The organism is Zobellia sp. OII3 (assembly GCF_002211465.1).
Classification (GTDB): domain Bacteria; phylum Bacteroidota; class Bacteroidia; order Flavobacteriales; family Flavobacteriaceae; genus Zobellia; species Zobellia galactanivorans.
Genome location: NZ_MWRZ01000001.1, coordinates 1,246,825 through 1,265,525, shown reverse-complemented (window position 1 = coordinate 1,265,525; position 18,701 = coordinate 1,246,825). Strand labels below are relative to the sequence as shown.

Genomic DNA, 18,701 nt, shown 5'->3' with positions numbered 1-18,701 from the left:
ATACCATGCAGCAGCTCAATTGTTGCGTATTGGTGCCCACTTATAATAATGCGGGGACACTAAAGCGGGTGCTTGACAGTATTTTAGAACGTACCGACGCCGTCATCGTAATAAACGACGGGGCCACTGATGCTACGTCCGACATCCTAAAAAACTATCCGACAATAGAGCAAATCCATTTGCCGGAAAACAAAGGTAAGGGCAATGCCCTTCAAGTAGGGTTTAAGGCCGCTATTTCCCAAGGATACGATTATGCGATAACCATAGACTCCGACGGGCAGCATTTTCCCGAAGACCTCAGCGTTTTCTTAGATGAATTGCAAAAGGAAGAAACCCCAAACGTGCTGTATATCGGCTCACGGAACATGCAACAAGAAGATGTTCCCGGCAAAAGCAGTTTTGGCAACAAGTTCTCCAACTTTTGGTTCTGGTTCGAAACGGGAACCAAGCTTCAAGATACCCAATGCGGCTACCGTCTATACCCGCTGCATGCCTTAAAAGACCTAAAGTTCTATACCCCGAAATTCGAATTTGAAATAGAGGTCATCGTTCGTTTGGCCTGGGACGGCACCCTTGTAAAAAATGTGCCCGTCCGTATTTTGTACGACGAAACCGAAAGGGTATCGCACTTTAGGACCGTACCTGACTTTGCTCGGATCAGCGTGCTCAACACCTGGTTGGTCATCGTTACGATTTTCTACATAAAGCCTCGCAACTTTATTAGGAAAATAAAAAAAAAAGGGTTTAAAAAATTTTTATTGGAAGACCTGCTCCGCAGTGACGACTCCCCAAAAATAAAGGCCTTATCCATAGCCCTTGGCATCTTTTTGGGCATTGCCCCCTTTTGGGGCTTTCAAACCATACTCGTTTTTGCCCTGGCCACGGTCTTTCGACTGAACAAGGCCATCACTTTTGCATTTTCGAATATCAGCCTCCCGCCCCTAATCCCTTTTATTGTCTATTTTAGTATTAAAATCGGGGTATGGATAACCGGCGAAGAGGTTTCCTTTTCCATGGAACACATGACCGAAAATTTTGGAATGCTACAAAACCTAAAGACATATCTTATCGGCAGTTTTGCCTTGGCCATTATGTCCGCCCTACTTTTCGGCATCATAGGTTATCTAACGATTGTATTCTTCGGAAAGAAAAAAATAATCGTAGACAATGGGTAATTTTTTCTTTAAGGCATATCGACTCATAGCGCGAAAACGCAAATTATCATTAGCGGTACTTCTATTGGTAGTGATGGGCCTAGCTACCATTGTTTCCAAAATACAGTTTGAAGACGATATCACCTCGCTCATTCCCGCCAATGAAGAAGCGCAACGCATTCAAAAGGTCTTAAAGTCGATTACATTTACCGACAAGATCATCATCAGCATACAAAAAGACGAAGAAGGCAGCGTAAACGACCTTACCCAATACGCCAAAGACCTTCTCGATAGCCTAGAGCAAAACCAATCGGAGTTTATTAAAAACGTACAAGGCCGGGTCAATTCCGATGACGTACCCAAGACCCTAGACCTAGTATACGAGCATCTACCCCTATTTTTAGAACCCGATGACTATCCACAGATTGCCCAAAAAATAAACTCTGACAGTATTGCCCATATCACTGCCGAAAATTACAGGACGCTTATCTCACCATCGGGTATCGTTGCCAAAAAGACCATTGTAAAAGACCCTTTGCGGCTCTCGTTCATTGCGCTTAAAAGGCTACAGGAATTAGGTGTAGGCGAAGATTTTAAATTAAAGAACGGTTTTCTTGTCGACCAAGAGGAAAAAAACATCCTTCTTTTTCTAACCCCGGCCTATGGCTCCAACGAAACCGACAAAAACCTACCCTTTTCAGATGCCTTGTACGAACTGCAGAACCAACTGAACGCAGCCTATACCGGCAAGGTGCACAGCGAATACTATGGGGCCGCCTTGGTTGCCGTAGCCAATGCCAAACAGATCAGAAGCGACATCCAATTTACGGTAAGCATAGCCATGACCCTGCTCATCGTTATTTTAATGCTTTTTTACAGAAAACTGGCCCTGCCCTTTATCCTTTTCCTGCCTACATTGATCGGCGCACTATTATCGATTGCCTTTTTGTGTATTCTTCGCGAAAAGATTTCGGCCATATCCCTGGGCATAGGTTCGGTACTCTTAGGGGTCACCCTTGATTATGCCCTGCATATACTGACCCATATACGAAACGGAAACGGGGCGGAAAACCTCTACAAAGAAGTAGCCCCCTCCATTTTAATGAGCAGCCTTACTACGGCATCTGCCTTTTTATGCCTCCTCTTTTTAGAATCACAGGCCTTGCAAGACCTCGGTATTTTTGCGGCGGTCAGTGTATTGGGCGCATCGGTTTTTGCCTTGCTCTTTGTCCCACAGGTCTACTCCGCAAAAAAAGCGGTGAGCTCTAGACGCACCATTTTAGATCGGGTGGCATCTTTTGATTTCCACAAATCGAAATGGGCCATTATGGGGCTAGTACTTTTTTCCGTCATTAGCATCTTTACCTATAACAAGGTGGTCTTCAACAAAGATATTGCCAGGCTGAACTACGAGACCGAACTATTGCGCGATGCACGAAAACGATTGGAAACCTTAACGGACATCAGTTCAAAATCCATTTACCTGGCCACTTATGGTAACGACACCCAGACCGTATTAGGACAGAACGATTCGCTCTACAACATTCTAAAAACCCTCGAAGCGAACGACAAAATACTAAGCTTCAGCTCTGTAGGCGGACTCATACGGGCAAAAAGGACCCAAGAGGAAAAAATAGCCCTGTGGAAGGATTTCTGGAGCACCAATAAAATCAAAACGACCCAAAGGGAGCTGATCGAAAGCGGAAACGAATTCGGTTTTAAACCCACTACCTTCAACAAGTTTTACGATCTGCTGAACGCCGATTTCGAACCCCTAGAGGTCGACGACTTTGTTGCCATAAAATCGTTTTCCCTTGATGATTATATCGTAAAGGACGAAAACGGAACCACCATCACCTCCCTGATAAAGGTAGATGAAGACCATATCGACCTTATTCGCGAGCAGTTCGAGAACTCGCCCAACACCCTGCTCATTGACCGCCAACAGGTAAACGAAACCTTTTTGGGCAATTTAAAGAACGATTTCAATAGCCTTATCAGTTATTCCTTGATCGTGGTGCTATTTATTCTCTTCTTTTTCTACCGCAGCCTTTCCCTGACCGTAGTGACCAGCATACCCATATTTCTCACCTGGTTTTTGACCGTGGGCATCATGGGCCTTTTCCATATTGAATTCAATATTTTCAATATCATCATCTGTAGTTTTATTTTCGGTCTTGGGGTAGATTACAGTATTTTCATAACCAACGGCTTGCTTACCGAATACCGTACTGGGGAAAAGGTGCTACACACCCATAAGACCTCCATATTACTTTCGGTCATTACCACCATTGCAGGCGTTGGGGTCTTGATTTTTGCCAAGCATCCCGTACTGTACACTATTTCTACCGTTTCCTTAATCGGGATCCTTTCGGCGGCCTTTGTGGCCTTTACCGTTCAACCCCTGCTCTTCAGGCTCTTTATCGGAAGTACCGATAAACGCCCTATATCATTGCGCTATTTTATACATTCGGTATTGTCGTTCGGGTATTTTGGTACGGGAGGATTTTTGTATTCCATATACGGATGGGCCAAATTAAAACTATCGCCCCAAAGCCGGATGGAAGAAAATATCGGCTTTCATCGAGCGGTTTCCAAACTCATGGGTTCGGTGTTGTACACCAACCCCTTTGTATCCAAAAAAATAAAAAACCTCAGTAAGGAAACCTTTGAAAAACCCGTAATGATCATTGCCAACCACACCAGCTTTTTAGACATTCTGGCCATTGGCATGCTCCACCCTAAAATTGTATTTTTGGTAAACGACTGGGTTTACAATTCGCCCGTATTCGGTAGTGCGGCAAAACTGGCAGGCGCCTATCCTGTTTCTGGAGGTATAGAAAACGGCGAGGCCTATTTAAAGGAAAAAGTCGCCCAAGGATTCAGCTTGATCGCTTTTCCCGAAGGCACGCGTTCTTCCAGCAACAAGATCAAACGTTTTCACAAAGGGGCCTTTTATTTGGCGCAGCAATTTGAATTGGATATTCTTCCGGTACTGATACACGGTAATTCCGAAGTGCTACCAAAGGGAAGTTTTATTATTCGCGATGGTAGTATCACCGTAGAACTATTGCCCAAGATCAAGGCCAACGACCCTAAATTCGGCAAAAACTATAGCGAACGTGCCAAGCAATTGGGCGCCTATTTCAGGAAGGAATTCCAAAGGCTTAGAAATGAAATCGAAGATCAAGACTATTGGACCAAAACCCTTTTGGAAAACTATAGATACAAGGGCGATGTGGTTTACAAAAGCGTCAAACTTGACTTGGCCGCCCATAAAGAAACCTATACATCACTTTTAAAGCACATAGGAAAGAAAACCAAAATGGTACACCTGTCGCAAGACTTCGGACAGCTAGACCTAATGCTTGCCCTAGATTCCATCGACAGGAAAATAACGACATATTTGGCCGACCACGAAGCGGCCTTGTTGCTAAAGAACAACTTTTTGACCCAAAACTACAGTAAAATAAGCCTTGCCAAAAATATGGCCCAGGCACTGGAAGCCGATGCCGAGCTCGTTCTGGTCGATATAAAAATGGAAAGCCGGCAACTGGCCAAGCTTTTGGGCGATACGGTCGAGACCTTGATTTTATTGAAAGAAGCACAACAAATGGAATTATCGCCTATAGAAGCATTAGGTTTCGTTCCCAGCCAACAAAATGATAACTTTAGGTTATTAAAAAAACGACGCAGTTAATGAACCAACATTATGACGTAGTGATAATAGGCAGTGGTATGGGCGGACTTGTTTCGGCCATTATCATGGCGCGTGAGGGCAAAAGTGTCTGCGTATTGGAAAAAAACAACCAATACGGGGGCAACCTACAGACCTTTGTACGCGAACGTACTATTTTTGATACGGGTGTTCATTATTTAGGAGGATTGGAAAAAGGCCAAAACCTCTACCGTTATTTTGAATATTTAGATATTCTAGACGGACTGCACCTGACCCGTTTGGACGAAGACGGTTTTGACCTGATCACATTTGATGGCGATCCAAAGGAATATCCCCATGCCCAAGGCTACGAAAATTTTGAACGCAGACTGGTAGAAGAGTTTCCCGAAGAAAAGGAAGCCATTCATCAATATTGTAAAAAACTACAGGATACCTGTGGAAAGTTTCCGCTGTATAACTTAAGACTCGGCAAGCCATATCATGACGATACCGAGCTTTTTACCCTGCCCGCCAAAAAGTATATTGACTCCATCACCGAAAACGAGAAGCTGCGTGCCGTGCTTGCCGGCTCCAACCTTTTGTATGCAGGCGAACCCGACAAGACCCCTTTCTACGTACACGCACTTTCCATAAACTCGTACATACAAAGCTCGTACAGGTGTGCCGATGGCGGTAGCCAAATTACCAAATTGCTCATAAAACGTTTAAAGGAAAACGGGGGAAAAACCTATAAACATTGCGAGGTAACCAAGTTCAACGTTGAAGATCAAAAGGTAGTTTCGGTGGTAACCAAAAAGGGAGACATCATAAAAGGCGACCTGTTCATTTCGAACATAGAACCGAAGATTACCATAAAAATGGTGGGGCAAGAGCATTTTAGAAAATCGTACACCAAACGTATAGAAAGTATAGAAAGTACTATTTCCGCTTTCAGCATCCATATTGTACTCAAACCAAAAACCTTTAAATACCTAAACCACAACTATTACCATTTTAAGGACTATAACGCAGTTTGGAATTCGCACAACTACACCCAAGAATCATGGCCCGAAGCCTATATGGTATCTATGGGGGCCCGTAAAAACCAAGGCGAATGGGCCGACCAATTGACCGCCATAACCTATATGCGCTATGAAGAACTCGAACCATGGTCCGGCACTTTCAATACCGTTACCCAAAAAAACAGTCGGGGCGAGACTTACGAAGAATTCAAACAGACCAAAATAGAAGCGTTTTTATGCGCATTGGAAAAAAAGTTTCCGAATATCCGTGAAAGCATTCAATCGGTTCATACCTCTACCCCTTTATCATATAGAGACTACATAGGCTCTAACGAAGGCTCGATGTACGGGTATGCCAAAAACGTAAACACCCCCTTAAAGACCTTTATCTCGCCGCGCACCAAAATAAAAAACCTGTTTTTTACGGGGCAAAGCATCAATATGCACGGCATTCTAGGGGTAACCATCAGTAGCGTGGTCACTTGCTCGGAAATCTTGGGCAGCGAATACTTAGTAGAGAAAATAACCAAAGGAAGTACAAAGACCAATAAAAAAATAGATGCATAATGGGACAGTTTAAGACAACTTCTATCGAACGGGTAGAAAACATCTCAAAAGCGGATTTTATCAAACACTACTACAAACCGCAAAAGCCTGTCTTGATTACCGGATTGACCAAAGATTGGCCAGCCTACGAAAAATGGAAGCTAGACTATATCCAAGAACGTGCGGGAGACCAAATTGTGCCCTTGTACAACAACGAACCCGCCAAAGACAAACAAAGTGTATACGCTCCGGTCAAAGAAATGAAATTGAGCGAATATATCGAAGTCTTAAAGACCGAACCTACCGACCTCCGTATTTTCTTTTATAATATCTTAAAGGAAATGCCCGAACTTCTCAAAGATTTTCAATACCCCGATATCGGCCTGAAGTTCTTTAAAAAGCTTCCTGCCTTGTTCTTTGGAGGAGGAAAATCGAAGGTATTTATGCATTACGACATCGACCTGCCTGACAGCATGCACTTTCATTTTGACGGCGACAAGGTGGTCAATCTCTTTTCCCCCGAGCAAACGCAATACTTGTACAAAGTACCTTTTTCCATACACAATATCGAGAGCATAGATATGGACAACCCCGATTTTGACCAATACCCGGCCCTACAATATGCCGAAGGTATACGTGCCGAAATGAAGCATGGGGACGCCCTCTATATGCCCAGCGGATATTGGCACAGCATACGCTACCTGAACGGAGGTTTTTCTATGACCCTACGTGCCTTGCCCAGGCACCCGCTCCGTTTCGCCAACATGCTCTACAACGTAATGGTCATGCGCCATATCGACAATATCATCAGAAGCTACCGCGGACAGAAGTGGCTCGATTTCAAAGACCGATGGGCCATAAAGCGCACGGAAAAGAACCTAAAACTCAAAAAAGACAGCTAAGGCCCGTACTTTTGCCCTAAAATTGTTTCTTTCATAGCCGATTGACATAATGCCAAAAAAAATAGTTTCAAACATATACGTTCTTCTAGGCCTAGCCTTGCTTTTGGGCTCATGTGGCGTTTCGCGATCATTGAAAGACCTTCCCGACGTAAGTATCTATGAAACCAAGCTGCCCCCTAGGCAACAACTCTCTGATTCTACCTACCGCCTCGGTACCAACTTTTTGACCAAGAACCCCCAAGGCCTTTACGAACTCTATGTTTCGGGAAATCCTTACGAACTGGGACTTAAGACAGGTAGCCTAACCCAAGAGCTTTTTCAGGAACAAGAGCGGGTCTTTGTAGAGAAAATAGATGAGCTCGTGCCCTCAAAAGGAAAGCAAAAAATGCTCAGAAAGTTCTTGGCCTGGTTCAACCGAAAAATGTACAAGAACATTGACGAGCAGTACAAGGCCGAAATCTATGGTATTTCGCAATACGCCTCAAAAGATTATGATCGCATTGCGGCCCCTTACCCGCGTGTCATGTACTTTCACGGGGCACACGATATCGGCCATGCCCTACAAGACCTCGCCCTGGTAGGCTGCTCTTCCTTCGCCGCCTGGGGACCACATACCGAAGACGGCAAACTTATCATCGGTAGGAATTTCGATTTTTACGCCGGCGACGATTTTGCAAAGAACAAGATCATTGCATTCGTTGCTCCCGATCAGGGCCATAAATTTATGTCGGTGAGCTGGGGCGGTATGATCGGCGTGGTTTCCGGAATGAACGACCAAGGCCTGACCGTTACCATCAACGCGGGCAAGTCAAAATTCCCCTTGGTGGCCAAAACCCCCATATCATTGGTTACCCGGGAAATCTTGCAGTACGCCTCTACCATAGAAGAAGCCATTGCCATTGCCAAAAAACGCGAGGTATTTGTCTCCGAATCGATTTTTGTGGGAAGTGCCAAAGACAAAAAAGCGGCCCTCATTGAGGTTTCACCACATAACTTCGGTGTGTACGAGGTAGAAAACGGCAATCAGCTCGTTTGCTCCAACCACTTTCAAAGTGAAGCTTATGCCGATGATAAAAAGAACCAGAAACATATCTTTGAAAGCCATTCGAAATACCGCTACCAACGTATGGAAGAGCTTTTGGAAAACACCCCAAAAGTAACCCCCAAGAGTGCCGTAAGCATCTTAAGGAACAAAAACGGACTCGAAGACAAACATATCGGTTACGGAAACGAAAAAGCCCTCAACCAAATGTTGGCACACCACGGCATTGTCTTTCAACCGGAAGACCTTTTGGTCTGGGTTTCTAGCAATCCCTATCAATTGGGTGAATTTGTAGCTTACGACCTAAAGGAAGTATTCGGCACAGCCGACCAAAACCAAAAGACACGCCCCATATCTTCGCCCGATAGGAACATAGCCCCTGACCCTTTTTTGAGAACCTTGGCATATCGGCACTACGAACGTTATCGAAAATTAAGGCGTCAGATTACGGAGGCCATGGTCTCGGAAGAAGAAATCGAACCGGCCCTATGGACTGAATTTATAGCCGTAAACCCCGATTTTTGGGAGGTGTATTTCCTTAAGGGGAAGTATTACTATGAAAACCGAAACTACAAGGAAGCCTTAGACGCCTTCGAGAAAGCCAAGACCAAAGAAGTGACCACGGTACCCGATAAGGAATCCATAGACACTTATATTAAAAAACTAAAACGGAAGCTCAAATAAATGATTCCAGAAATAGAAAAAGCATCGTCCGAAAAAATAAAAGCCTTTCAAGAAGAAAAGCTTCAAGAGCTGATTGCCTATATAGCCGAAAAATCGCCTTACTACAAGCGCGTTTTTAAGGAACATGACATTAAAGTATCGGATATCAGAACCCTTGAGGACCTAGCCAAGCTTCCGGTAACCACCAAAGAAGAGCTACAGCATTACAACGATGATTTTCTGTGTGTACCCAAATCGCAGATTATTGATTTTGTAACGACCTCGGGCACCTTGGGCGACCCCGTAATCTTGGGGCAGACCGACAAAGACCTTGACCGATTGGCCCATAACGAGGCCATATCCTTGGCCTGCTCGGGTGTTGGCGAAAATGACATCATACAAATGACCACGACCATGGACCGTCGTTTTATGGCCGGTCTGGCCTACTTTTTAGGAGTCAGAAAATTGGGTGCGGGTATCATCCGTGTGGGAGCAGGTATCCCCGAACTACAATGGGACACCATTCTCAAATTCAGGCCCACCTATCTAATTGTGGTGCCCTCCTTTTTGCTGAAATTGATCCAATATGCCGAAACACATGGTATCGATATCAATACCTCAGGGGTCAAAGGAGCCATTTGTATAGGCGAATCGTTAAGGAACCAAGATTTTTCATTGAACGTTCTGGCCGATAAAATAAAGTCGAAATGGAACATTGAACTCTACTCCACATACGCCTCGACAGAAATGAGCACGGCTTTTGCCGAGTGTTCCGAACAACGCGGGGGACATCACCACCCCGAACTCATCGTTGCCGAGATCTTAGATGACAACGACCAGGCCGTTGCCGATGGCCAAGAAGGGGAGCTTACGATCACCACCCTAGGTGTTGAGGCCATGCCCTTGTTGCGATTTAAAACCGGGGATATTGTCGTGGCCCATACTTCTCCCTGTGTCTGTGGCAGAAATACCATGCGTTTAGGCCCAGTAATAGGACGGAAGAAGCAAATGATAAAATACAAGGGCACTACCCTCTACCCTCCTGCCATGGACAACCTTCTGAACGATTTTGAAGAAGTGGAAGGCTATGTGTTCGAAATCTACCAAAACGAAATCGGCACGGATGAAATCCTTATAAAAATCGCTTCATCTTCAGCCGACCATAAGTTGATGCAGGCCATTAAAGACCATTTTAGGTCTAAATTGAGGGTTTCTCCCAATATTGAAATCTGTCCTAATGAAGAGATTCAGAAATTGCGGATGTCGAAGCTGGGAAGGAAGCCTATCAGCGTAATCGATAAGAGGCAGTAACACCTATCTTCGGCTGCGCTTGGCCACACATTTTACTTTCCGATCAGATACAGTCCCATTTGAATTTTCCAGTAGGGCATCTTGCCTTCAAAATATTCGAAGAATACTTTTAGGCCTTCGGCATCCTGAAGTTCAGATTGCGCTTTTTTGATGCTTTTGATCTCATCGGAAGAAATAAACTGCCCCAAATCTACGGGAGCCCCTTCGGCATGGGCCTTTTGCAGGTGGGTATAGATACTACTTTCCTGTATTCCCCGTTGTTTGGCGATATCTTCAACGGAAAATCCCTCCTTCAACAATTGAAATGAAAGCTGGTGACTGGGATTCTTTTTCGCCTTTTTTCGCTTCTTTTCCGCTTTATGTTCGTTGATTTCCTTCAAGAATATGGCCGCATATTTTTCCAGCTTCGCTTGACCTACCCCGGAAATTTCCATGAACTCGGTTTCGTTCTTAGGAAGTTTTTCCTCCATATCCTTTAAACTGGCATCGCTAAAGACCACATAGGCAGGTACCCCTTGCTCCGCCGCTACTTGTTGCCGTAGCAACCGAAGCTTTTCGAATAGTCCTGACGCACTGGCCTTGGTTTTTCGTTCCTTTTTCGGTTGGGCCTTTTGTTTTTCTAAAATGGCAAGCTGTATTTTTTTGTCTTCGTAAAGCACCTGTTTGGCCAATGGAGTAAGCGCCAAGCGACCGCCTTCCCTAAAGTTTATGGAAAGGACCCCTTGGTTGAGCAATTGAATGATATACTGCTGCAGGTCTTGCCATGATACCTCCTTTACCGCCCCGTAAGTCTTTATATGTTGATAGCCCTTCTCGAACACCTGGGCGTTTCGAGCCCCGCGAAGCACATCGACCAACATGCCCATAGCTTCCCGTTCTTTTAAGCGTGCCACGCCAGAACAGATTTTTTGTGTGAGTACGGTAGCATCAAAATACTTTGGAGGACGCTTGCACATATCGCAATTGCCACAATTCTCGACCATATGTTCCCCGAAATAGTTCAGCAGGGCGATCCGTCGGCAACTTAGGGCTTCTGCAAACTGCTGCATACGCTCTAACTTGGCGTATTCCACATCGGCATTCTCGCTCGAGGAAATAAACCTGCGGAGTTGTGCCACATCGGCAAAACTGTAGAAGAGCAAGGCTTTTGCAGGCAGGCCATCACGTCCGCTACGCCCGATTTCCTGATAGTAGCCCTCCACATTTTTGGGCAGGTTGTAATGGATTACCCATCGCACGTTGCTCTTATCAATGCCCATTCCGAAAGCAATGGTCGCCACAATGATAGGTACACGGTCGGTAATGAAATCTTCTTGTACCTGACTCCTTTCCTCGGCAGGAAGACCGGCATGATAGGCTTTGGCATCAAAACCCGATGCCAACAGTTTATCCGCAATGGTCTGTGTACTTTTTCGGCTGAGGCAGTAGATGATTCCACTTTCGTTCGGCCGTTCCGAGATAAAATCAAGAATCTGCGAAATTCGGTCTTGGGCCGGACGCACCTCCAAGGAGATATTAGGGCGATTAAAGGAGGCCAAATGGCGTAATGCACCGGGAACGCCCAACTGTTCCAAAATGTCGTCTTGGGTCGTGGTATCGGCCGTAGCCGTCAAGGCAATTAGGGGTACTCCGGGAAATTGCCGCTTTAGGGTCCCCAACTGCGTATAGGCCGGACGAAAATCGTGCCCCCAGGAAGAGATACAATGTGCCTCGTCTATGGCAAAAAGGCTGATGGTGATTTCAGATAGGATATGTTGTACCAAGGCCAAACTTTCCGGAGCCACATAGAGCAACTTCAATTCGCCTTTCACTAATCGATTCTCAACTTCCAGCCGTTTTTCGGGTGCTAAGGAGCTGTTGAAATAGGCCGCGGAAATACCATTGGCGGTCAAGGCATCCACTTGATCCTTCATCAGGGCAATCAGCGGGGAAATAACAATGGCCGTTCCGTTCATGGCCAAGGCCGGAAGCTGAAAGCAAAGCGACTTCCCACCGCCCGTGGGCATTATGGCCAAAACGTCTTTTTTGGCAAGTACATCGCTGATTACGCTCCATTGGTTGGGCCGGAACGAATCGTAGCCAAAATTCGTCTTTAAAAGGGGAAGGAGTTCTTGTTCTGTTGTAAGCGTCATGTAATAAGTATAGCGATTGTTTTATAAAAGTACCGATGTAACAAATGAAGCGAGGCCAAAAAACTTAAAATAGCCCCTTGGAGTCGCTTCATTTGCAAAGAACGGCATATTCTATTTACCCAACATCAAAAGTTCGTTACAACGTACTTCGGTAATATATCGTTTTTCACCCTCCTTGGTCTCGTACGAGCGGTGGGTGAGCTTGCCCTCTACGGCCACCTGTTTTCCCTTGGTCAAATAATTTTCTACGATTTCGGCCGTCTTTCCCCAGGCCACCACATTGTGCCATTGGGTATCGTCTACACGCTCACCCTGGGCGTTTTTATAAGTTTCCGTAGTAGCAATGGAAAATTTGGCCAGTTTATTGCCATTGTCCATGTTTACAATTTCTGGGTCTTGGCCCAAGTTTCCAATCAACTGTACTTTGTTTTTTAAGGCGTTCATTTTACTAATTTTTACGTTAAACAGTTCATACTATTGAACCACTGCGATTCAACACTGCAAACCTAGAACGGCGACCAAATTCTAATCGGTTACAAAACAATTGTTTTCGTTTGTAAACGTTTAAAAACGTCTTATTTATTGAATACAAACATTTTATGTTTTGTAAGAAAATTTACTAATTTTAGTACGTATTATACACCCAGTCATAATAACCTACTAAATGCTAAACATGAGAATACTAGACCGATTTTTTAAAAGACAGAAAAAATACTTGGACACCCCAGAGCATTATAGAGCTTTCTCTGCACACCCTAAACGGGCCTATTGTCAACTCTCCAATTTACTCGATAATTCGTCTGCAATTGAATTTCTTCAAAACCACACACTTAAACTCAAGCACGTACCGTCGGGAACAAGCCTCGAACTTAAGGAGCTCATCGATTATCATGTGATTTTTGTCGTAACATGGGATACCTATTGTGCGAAATCGATCGGGTCCTTAAAGCGAAAGGTTGAAAACAAGGAAATATCAAAATGGTGCCTAGTCTTATTTGAGGAAACCAAAAAGGACGTAAAAGCGAACAAATCCGATTCTTGGTATTACGACCATATTTATGTTCTTGACAAAGATTCGAAAGAATTTGCAGCCAAACTGGGCAGGGTGCCTTTGATTGTCAGCAATGACGATACAGGAAAGGCAGGACAGTTTATAACAGGCTTGATCGAATAGCAAACATTGCCTAGAACTAAGAACGGAACAAGGACGCGAAGCCTATCACATTAAGGGAGGTAGTCCCTTTCCCCAAAACCAGGCCCTTTGTAAACAAGTGATTATACATGAATACTAGGGCATAATTATTTGAGTTATTATAAAATACGATCGCAGTAATAACCATAAATAATTTAAAAAAAAACAAATATGGGTTGGGATATAAGTTATCATCCAATATCGGAAAAGCAAATAAACGAATGGTATTTTGACGTACTCGACAATCAAAATTTAATAGAGAAACGCGCAACCGAAAATAAAATTGAAGATTTCTACAAGGAAAAGTATGAGAACACGATCAACGTAGCTTTAGAAACCAAGCAGAATGATATTTTTGACAAAAGCCATGGCTATTACGTTGCCGTTGTCCAAGGCTTTTTTGAAAAATTTTTCTACACTAGAGGCGCTGCCCTTTCCTTTTCCGAGAAACCTTTTCTTCAGGCGTATTACAAAAAATGGAATGAAATAGTGCCCAGTAAAAGGTTAACCGAACAAGTGCACAATGCCATTATAGAGAATTATTGTTCGGGCGTTTATATTCCTGCCAACAAAGTAGCTGAGCTATTAGAAGATTATGAAAATAAGCCTGAAGTCAAAAGTGAACTGGACAATTTGTTTTCGTACGACAGGATCAAGGTGTTTTTAAAGGCTTTAAACTATGCGAAAGACCATGATTTAGGCCTGCTAGAGGCAACAGAAGTTGTGGAGCCCAATCCCTTGGACTTAAACCAATCTTCTTGCTATTCAAATCTGTTGAACTGCGACCCAGAGGGAGCAATACTATACCGGCAAGCCGCCATGGAACAAATTGCGGAAATTGAAAAACAAGAGAAATTAAAAGAAGGGGAAATCGCTTCAAACGCAGAATATAAAGTAAGAAATATTGCCCCCGAAAAGAAAGAGGCGAAAAAAGGATTTTGGAAAAAACTATTCAGAAAATAAGTTAGGGCCGAGAATGCGCTATAATTCCTTCGGATTTTGGCCCAGTGCCCAATAAACAGAACCCCCTTTAAAACATACAGCAAATGGGAATAATCAGAATAGAAAGTGCCACAGGAGCAAAAATATACATCAACGAAAAAGACCATGGCACCATAAAAAAGGGAACCCAAGAATATGAAGTAGAAAACGGTCCATGCGAAATTTATGCCAAAGCCGGTTGGTGTACGAGTCAAAAACGCACTGTAAACCTTAGCGAGGCACAAAGCGTAACATTTACCCTAAATACTTTTAAGTATGAGGGTGTCGCTAAAGCCATTTTCATGTTATTGGCACTACTTCTTGTGCTTACGAAGATCATGATACTAGGCATCATAGCGGGACTAGTGTTTTTGTATCCATTGTATTATCTGACCATAGGAAAAGATAAATACTTCGAGCTCGTTGAGAAAGAAACTAGCGACAAGGAAAATGTACAAAGCGTATAATGGCACCATTATAAGTGCTTTTTTTACTGTGATGGGCAACCGCTTTAGATTCAGACCGAGACGGGCAAATAGGGTTTGGGGCTATTGAGAGTTTAAATTTAGTAGTTTTGGTTTCATCTAGTAAGACTATAAATTGATGTTACCCAAAAACAACATCCGGAACAATATATTTGTCAACACCCTAATAACAAATTAGGGTGGTATGTGACAAACTAATGGCCCGTGTATGTTTGCGAGCCCAGCAAAACCCAAAGATTTGGTGACTAAAAGAAATTGAGCTATAAGCTTCACCCTAAAACAAACAGAATTTATGAAAAAAACTTTTTTGTTCCTGACATTATTTGCCTTGGCCTTTTCCGCCCAATGCCAAGACGCAACCGTTGAAAAATCGACATATGGGATACAAACAGGGGTTTTAGGACTCTGGTTTCACAACGAAAGTAAGTTAAGTGACCTATTTGCCTTGAGAAGTGAAGTGGGGCTCGATGCCGGTTTTTTCGGAGGCAGCGTTTTTTATGACGATGGAACAGGATATTTACTGATTCCCACCATTTCGGTTGAACCAAGGTGGTATTACAACTTAAAGAAACGAGCTTCAAAAACTAAAAATACGGCAGATAATGCAGGTAATTTTGTTTCCTTAAAAACCAGTTTTTTGCCCGATTGGTTCGTTATATCGAATTACGAAAACATTAATGTTATTAACCAGCTGACAATAATACCCACTTGGGGAATTCGAAGAAATATCGGAAATCATTTGAACTACGAAGCCGGTATTGGAATTGGTTACCGCTATTCTTTCGCAAAAAGTGCCGGATTTTCTGAAAACGAAGGAGACGCCGCCGCGAACTTACACCTCCGCATTGGATATCGATTTTAGAACCAAAAAGCAGCTCGGGACCCAGACCCATACCGCAAAGTGATTCTGCCTCTAACAAACCGAGAGGCAAAACACAAGAGATTACAAGGTTTTCCTGATTTTTAGATCATCAAGATGACAAAGGGATAAAGAAAGAAAAAACTAACCGCACTCTTGAAAGATGACCTTGTAGCATTTAACCTTTGCAAAAAATCCAAAACTTTCAGCCCCTACGTAATGAGCATTTTTATAAAAACCTTATCCATCGTTCTTTTTTTGTCCGTTATAGGCCCCAATAGAATGCACCTATCGCAAGAGAAACCGAAAACGGAACCAGGGACTTTACCATCGGGCATATATCTATTAAACGACTCCGCAGGCGTTAAAAGGGTTCTAGAAGATAAGCCTAACGAATACTATTTTATTCAAAAAAGACCTTGGTTACCTATCGGTAATTTTGACAAGGTTAAACGAATATGTCTGGAGCAGAAATATTTTAAAGCATCCGAAAAACAGTGCGGACTATCTTTTACATTAAACCCAAAAGGGCGGTCCGAAATACAAAACCTATCTAGCATTGGCATGAGAACCCGCCAAAAGCTGGGGCTTATCGTTAAGGATGAACTTATCTTTGCACTTCATGTAGGTTCCGAAATAAATGGCGAATCTTTTTTTATAGAACTGTATAATTCCAAAGACGAAATGAAACGACTTGAAAAAATGGTCAAAAACGAATTAAAAGAATTCAAATAAGTCCTGTATTGCCCCATAATGATTCCCAAAACAGAAATAGAGCTAGAAACCTGGATGAAGCGGCATTGCTATAATTTTAATAGTTATTCCATAAACGGAAACGCAATTCTCGAAGGGTTCGGAATCGATAAAATCAAGGGCGAATTCATTTGGTATTACACCGAACGCGGAATCAAAGAAAACATCAAAATTTTCAATACGGAAAAGGAGTTGATCGCCTATGCCTTTGATCAAATTCAATCGGACAAATGGGCGAAAACCCATTGTATCGGAATGACAACTTCAAAGGAAGAGAAAATCAAATTATCCGAAGAACTAAGAAAACGAGATATTGAATTCATTCAAGATGAGATTCCCTATTTCGGACCAGAAAGGCCCGCCTACAGAACTTTTGTTTTGGGCTGCGATGTGCTAAAAACAAAAGACTTAAAAAGTAAGTACTTCAAAACCGTATAGAATTCCATACCAAAGCCTAAAGCGTATGGCCCGGTCCTTTAATCCTCTAAATCAAAATACGCCGCGATCTCTTCATACGACATCTTTTCAAAATTCGGTCGAGAAGAACGCCCTGAGAGACTCACCCCACCGGGAATCATGACATATCTGTACTGCGGTTCGGCAATGGATGAGCCTGTAAGCTCATGCTCCGAAAGATCCGTATCGTCTATAGAATTTACATCAAACCGAACCTCTCCGTAATCAGAAAAATGGATGGCCACAAAATCACGACGTATGGCAAAGCTCGCATGGTCAAAAACAAGGGGCAATTGGTATACCGCATTATTCGAACTTCTGTAAAAGCCCAATACAATACCGCCATTATTTAAAAAATCTTGAGTCAGTTTAGCTTCTATAACTCTCATTGATTTGTAGCTTGCCTCATCGCTAAAATTAAAGTCTTGGTCCAGCCAGTCACTATACATTACATTGACAGTCCCTGGTTCGCCTTGGTCTCCCTTATCCCCTTTTGGGCCTTGTTCCCCTTGGGGTCCTTGAAGACCTGTTTCCCCTTGTGCTCCGGCATCACCATTCACACCATCTTTGGAACATGAGGCCAATGCAATCGTAAATACCATTACCATACTAGTCAAAATCTTTACAGTAGTTTTCATATTTCAATTTTATCTGTTTGTTGTACTACTTCATACCCAAACAGCAGCAAAGGTTAACATCAGGAAGAAAAAATAACCATTTCTCCCAGACTCCCCATTTCTGGTCCCAACCAAAAAAAGCATCTCTTTATGCCGTTTCCCCCGGCATTGCGTATTTTTCACGGACAAACCAAATCCCTTCCTTAAAAACGTAGTATGCGTAAAGAAATTAATATCGATACGTGGAATAGAAAAGACCACTTTGAGTTCTTTTCCAAATTTGACGAGCCCTTTCACGGCATTGCCACAAAAATAGATTGTACGGAAACCTACAAAGCCGCAAAGACTAATGGTCATTCCTTTTTTCTATCCTACTTGCACAAATCATTGGTTGCCGTAAACAGAACGCTTGAATTCAGGTACCGGATCGTCTATGGCAAGTTGTACGAGTACGAGACCATTAATGCCTCGCCGACCATCAACAAAAAAAATGGTGCTTTTGGCTTTTCGCATGTAAAATATCGCGAGGACTTTAAAGATTTTCTTGCCCTGGCCCTACCGGCCATAGAAAAGGTTCGGAATTCAGACCGGCTCATGCCGCCTGAAGAATCGGGAGAGAATGTAGTGCACTGCTCGGCCATTCCTTGGGTGGATTTTACTTCGATCTCACACGCCCGCCACTATGCCCGGCCCGATAGCTGTCCGAAGATTACTTTTGGGAAAATGACTGCCGACGGCGATCGACTGTTTATGCCTGTTTCCGTTCATGTACACCACGCCTTGGTAGACGGGTATCACGTAGCGCAGTTTCTCGAGAAGTTTCAAAACCTAATGCTGGAATAACGCCAAAACTTCGAGTACAATAAAAGGGCTACGGAAATATTCCGTAACCCTTTCAACTCAACTAACATGCAACTCACTATAAACT

16 protein-coding genes are annotated in these 18,701 nt (G+C 43.4%); 13 read left to right on the top strand and 3 right to left on the bottom strand.

Going from position 1 to position 18,701, the window contains the following annotated elements; genetic code table 11:
* Positions 1 to 5 precede the first annotated feature (5 nt).
* The 6 genes from B4Q04_RS05265 to B4Q04_RS05240 are packed head-to-tail and all read left to right on the top strand — an operon-like array spanning position 6 to position 10,298.
* Entirely contained in the window at positions 6 to 1,175 is a 1,170-nt protein-coding gene (locus tag B4Q04_RS05265; protein WP_088696392.1) for a DUF2062 domain-containing protein, read from the top strand.
* On the top strand, positions 1,168 to 4,854 hold the full coding sequence (locus tag B4Q04_RS05260) for a 1-acyl-sn-glycerol-3-phosphate acyltransferase (RefSeq protein WP_088696180.1): 3,687 nt from the start codon (positions 1,168 to 1,170) through the stop codon (positions 4,852 to 4,854). Before B4Q04_RS05265 ends, B4Q04_RS05260 begins: the two co-directional genes overlap by 8 nt.
* Positions 4,854 to 6,401, top strand: a complete 1,548-nt coding sequence (locus B4Q04_RS05255; RefSeq protein WP_013993411.1) for a phytoene desaturase family protein — start codon at positions 4,854 to 4,856, stop codon at positions 6,399 to 6,401. The genes B4Q04_RS05260 and B4Q04_RS05255 overlap by 1 nt, the downstream gene beginning before the upstream one ends.
* Complete coding sequence (locus B4Q04_RS05250; protein ID WP_013993410.1) at positions 6,401 to 7,282, top strand: cupin-like domain-containing protein; 882 nt, start codon at positions 6,401 to 6,403, stop codon at positions 7,280 to 7,282. The genes B4Q04_RS05255 and B4Q04_RS05250 overlap by 1 nt, the downstream gene beginning before the upstream one ends.
* Positions 7,283 to 7,331: 49 nt before the next feature.
* The gene (locus tag B4Q04_RS05245) at positions 7,332 to 9,008 is read left to right on the top strand and encodes a C45 family autoproteolytic acyltransferase/hydolase (protein ID WP_088696179.1); all 1,677 of its coding nucleotides are present in this window, start codon (positions 7,332 to 7,334) and stop codon (positions 9,006 to 9,008) included.
* Positions 9,009 to 10,298 carry a phenylacetate--CoA ligase family protein gene (locus tag B4Q04_RS05240; RefSeq protein WP_088696178.1) on the top strand — a complete coding sequence of 430 codons (1,290 nt, stop codon included), beginning with the start codon at positions 9,009 to 9,011 and terminating at the stop codon, positions 10,296 to 10,298. It abuts the gene before it with no gap.
* A gap of 32 nt (positions 10,299 to 10,330) precedes the next feature.
* Here the strand turns inward: B4Q04_RS05240 and recQ are convergent, their stop codons facing one another.
* Together recQ and B4Q04_RS05230 are read right to left on the bottom strand one after the other, a co-directional pair.
* The gene (gene recQ / locus B4Q04_RS05235) at positions 10,331 to 12,430 is read right to left on the bottom strand and encodes a DNA helicase RecQ (protein WP_088696177.1); all 2,100 of its coding nucleotides are present in this window, start codon (positions 12,428 to 12,430) and stop codon (positions 10,331 to 10,333) included.
* A gap of 111 nt (positions 12,431 to 12,541) precedes the next feature.
* Positions 12,542 to 12,874 (bottom strand): single-stranded DNA-binding protein, encoded by a 333-nt coding sequence (locus B4Q04_RS05230; protein WP_013993406.1) that lies wholly within the window; start codon positions 12,872 to 12,874, stop codon positions 12,542 to 12,544.
* 229 nt (positions 12,875 to 13,103) lie between these two features.
* Here B4Q04_RS05230 and B4Q04_RS05225 point away from each other — a divergent pair, with 229 nt between their 5' ends.
* The 6 genes from B4Q04_RS05225 to B4Q04_RS05200 all read left to right on the top strand — a co-directional run bounded on the left by B4Q04_RS05225 (position 13,104) and on the right by B4Q04_RS05200 (position 17,138).
* Positions 13,104 to 13,604, top strand: a complete 501-nt coding sequence (locus B4Q04_RS05225) for a hypothetical protein (RefSeq protein ID WP_046287437.1) — start codon at positions 13,104 to 13,106, stop codon at positions 13,602 to 13,604.
* Between the two features lie 189 nt (positions 13,605 to 13,793).
* Positions 13,794 to 14,585 carry a hypothetical protein gene (locus tag B4Q04_RS05220; protein WP_088696176.1) on the top strand — a complete coding sequence of 264 codons (792 nt, stop codon included), beginning with the start codon at positions 13,794 to 13,796 and terminating at the stop codon, positions 14,583 to 14,585.
* Positions 14,586 to 14,668: 83 nt separating this feature from the next.
* Positions 14,669 to 15,070 (top strand): hypothetical protein, encoded by a 402-nt coding sequence (locus B4Q04_RS05215; RefSeq protein WP_088696175.1) that lies wholly within the window; start codon positions 14,669 to 14,671, stop codon positions 15,068 to 15,070.
* Between the two features lie 310 nt (positions 15,071 to 15,380).
* Positions 15,381 to 15,950: a hypothetical protein gene (locus B4Q04_RS05210; protein WP_013993402.1), complete on the top strand. Its 570-nt coding sequence runs from the start codon at positions 15,381 to 15,383 to the stop codon at positions 15,948 to 15,950.
* A gap of 216 nt (positions 15,951 to 16,166) precedes the next feature.
* Positions 16,167 to 16,682: a hypothetical protein gene (locus B4Q04_RS05205; protein WP_088696174.1), complete on the top strand. Its 516-nt coding sequence runs from the start codon at positions 16,167 to 16,169 to the stop codon at positions 16,680 to 16,682.
* A gap of 18 nt (positions 16,683 to 16,700) precedes the next feature.
* A complete protein-coding gene (locus tag B4Q04_RS05200) occupies positions 16,701 to 17,138 on the top strand; it encodes a hypothetical protein (protein WP_088696173.1) in 438 nt (145 codons plus the stop codon).
* A 38-nt stretch (positions 17,139 to 17,176) separates the two neighbouring features.
* On the opposite strand, the gene B4Q04_RS05195 is transcribed toward B4Q04_RS05200, so the two are convergent.
* Positions 17,177 to 17,794 (bottom strand): collagen-like protein, encoded by a 618-nt coding sequence (locus B4Q04_RS05195; protein WP_123772335.1) that lies wholly within the window; start codon positions 17,792 to 17,794, stop codon positions 17,177 to 17,179.
* A gap of 195 nt (positions 17,795 to 17,989) precedes the next feature.
* On the opposite strand from B4Q04_RS05195, the gene B4Q04_RS05190 reads away from it, so the two are divergent.
* Complete coding sequence (locus B4Q04_RS05190) at positions 17,990 to 18,616, top strand: chloramphenicol acetyltransferase (RefSeq protein ID WP_088696171.1); 627 nt, start codon at positions 17,990 to 17,992, stop codon at positions 18,614 to 18,616.
* The last annotated feature ends 85 nt before the right edge of the window (positions 18,617 to 18,701 follow it).

Coding starts and splice junctions, on each gene's coding strand:
- B4Q04_RS05200 (WP_088696173.1), top strand. CDS start 16,701: ATGATTCCCAAAACAGAAATAGAGCTAGAAACCTGGATGAAGCGGCAT.
- B4Q04_RS05260 (WP_088696180.1), top strand. CDS start 1,168: ATGGGTAATTTTTTCTTTAAGGCATATCGACTCATAGCGCGAAAACGC.
- B4Q04_RS05225 (WP_046287437.1), top strand. CDS start 13,104: ATGAGAATACTAGACCGATTTTTTAAAAGACAGAAAAAATACTTGGAC.
- B4Q04_RS05230 (WP_013993406.1), bottom strand. CDS start 12,874: ATGAACGCCTTAAAAAACAAAGTACAGTTGATTGGAAACTTGGGCCAA.
- B4Q04_RS05220 (WP_088696176.1), top strand. CDS start 13,794: ATGGGTTGGGATATAAGTTATCATCCAATATCGGAAAAGCAAATAAAC.
- B4Q04_RS05250 (WP_013993410.1), top strand. CDS start 6,401: ATGGGACAGTTTAAGACAACTTCTATCGAACGGGTAGAAAACATCTCA.
- B4Q04_RS05190 (WP_088696171.1), top strand. CDS start 17,990: ATGCGTAAAGAAATTAATATCGATACGTGGAATAGAAAAGACCACTTT.
- B4Q04_RS05195 (WP_123772335.1), bottom strand. CDS start 17,794: ATGAAAACTACTGTAAAGATTTTGACTAGTATGGTAATGGTATTTACG.
- B4Q04_RS05265 (WP_088696392.1), top strand. CDS start 6: ATGCAGCAGCTCAATTGTTGCGTATTGGTGCCCACTTATAATAATGCG.
- recQ (WP_088696177.1), bottom strand. CDS start 12,430: ATGACGCTTACAACAGAACAAGAACTCCTTCCCCTTTTAAAGACGAAT.
- B4Q04_RS05205 (WP_088696174.1), top strand. CDS start 16,167: ATGAGCATTTTTATAAAAACCTTATCCATCGTTCTTTTTTTGTCCGTT.
- B4Q04_RS05245 (WP_088696179.1), top strand. CDS start 7,332: ATGCCAAAAAAAATAGTTTCAAACATATACGTTCTTCTAGGCCTAGCC.
- B4Q04_RS05215 (WP_088696175.1), top strand. CDS start 14,669: ATGGGAATAATCAGAATAGAAAGTGCCACAGGAGCAAAAATATACATC.
- B4Q04_RS05210 (WP_013993402.1), top strand. CDS start 15,381: ATGAAAAAAACTTTTTTGTTCCTGACATTATTTGCCTTGGCCTTTTCC.
- B4Q04_RS05255 (WP_013993411.1), top strand. CDS start 4,854: ATGAACCAACATTATGACGTAGTGATAATAGGCAGTGGTATGGGCGGA.
- B4Q04_RS05240 (WP_088696178.1), top strand. CDS start 9,009: ATGATTCCAGAAATAGAAAAAGCATCGTCCGAAAAAATAAAAGCCTTT.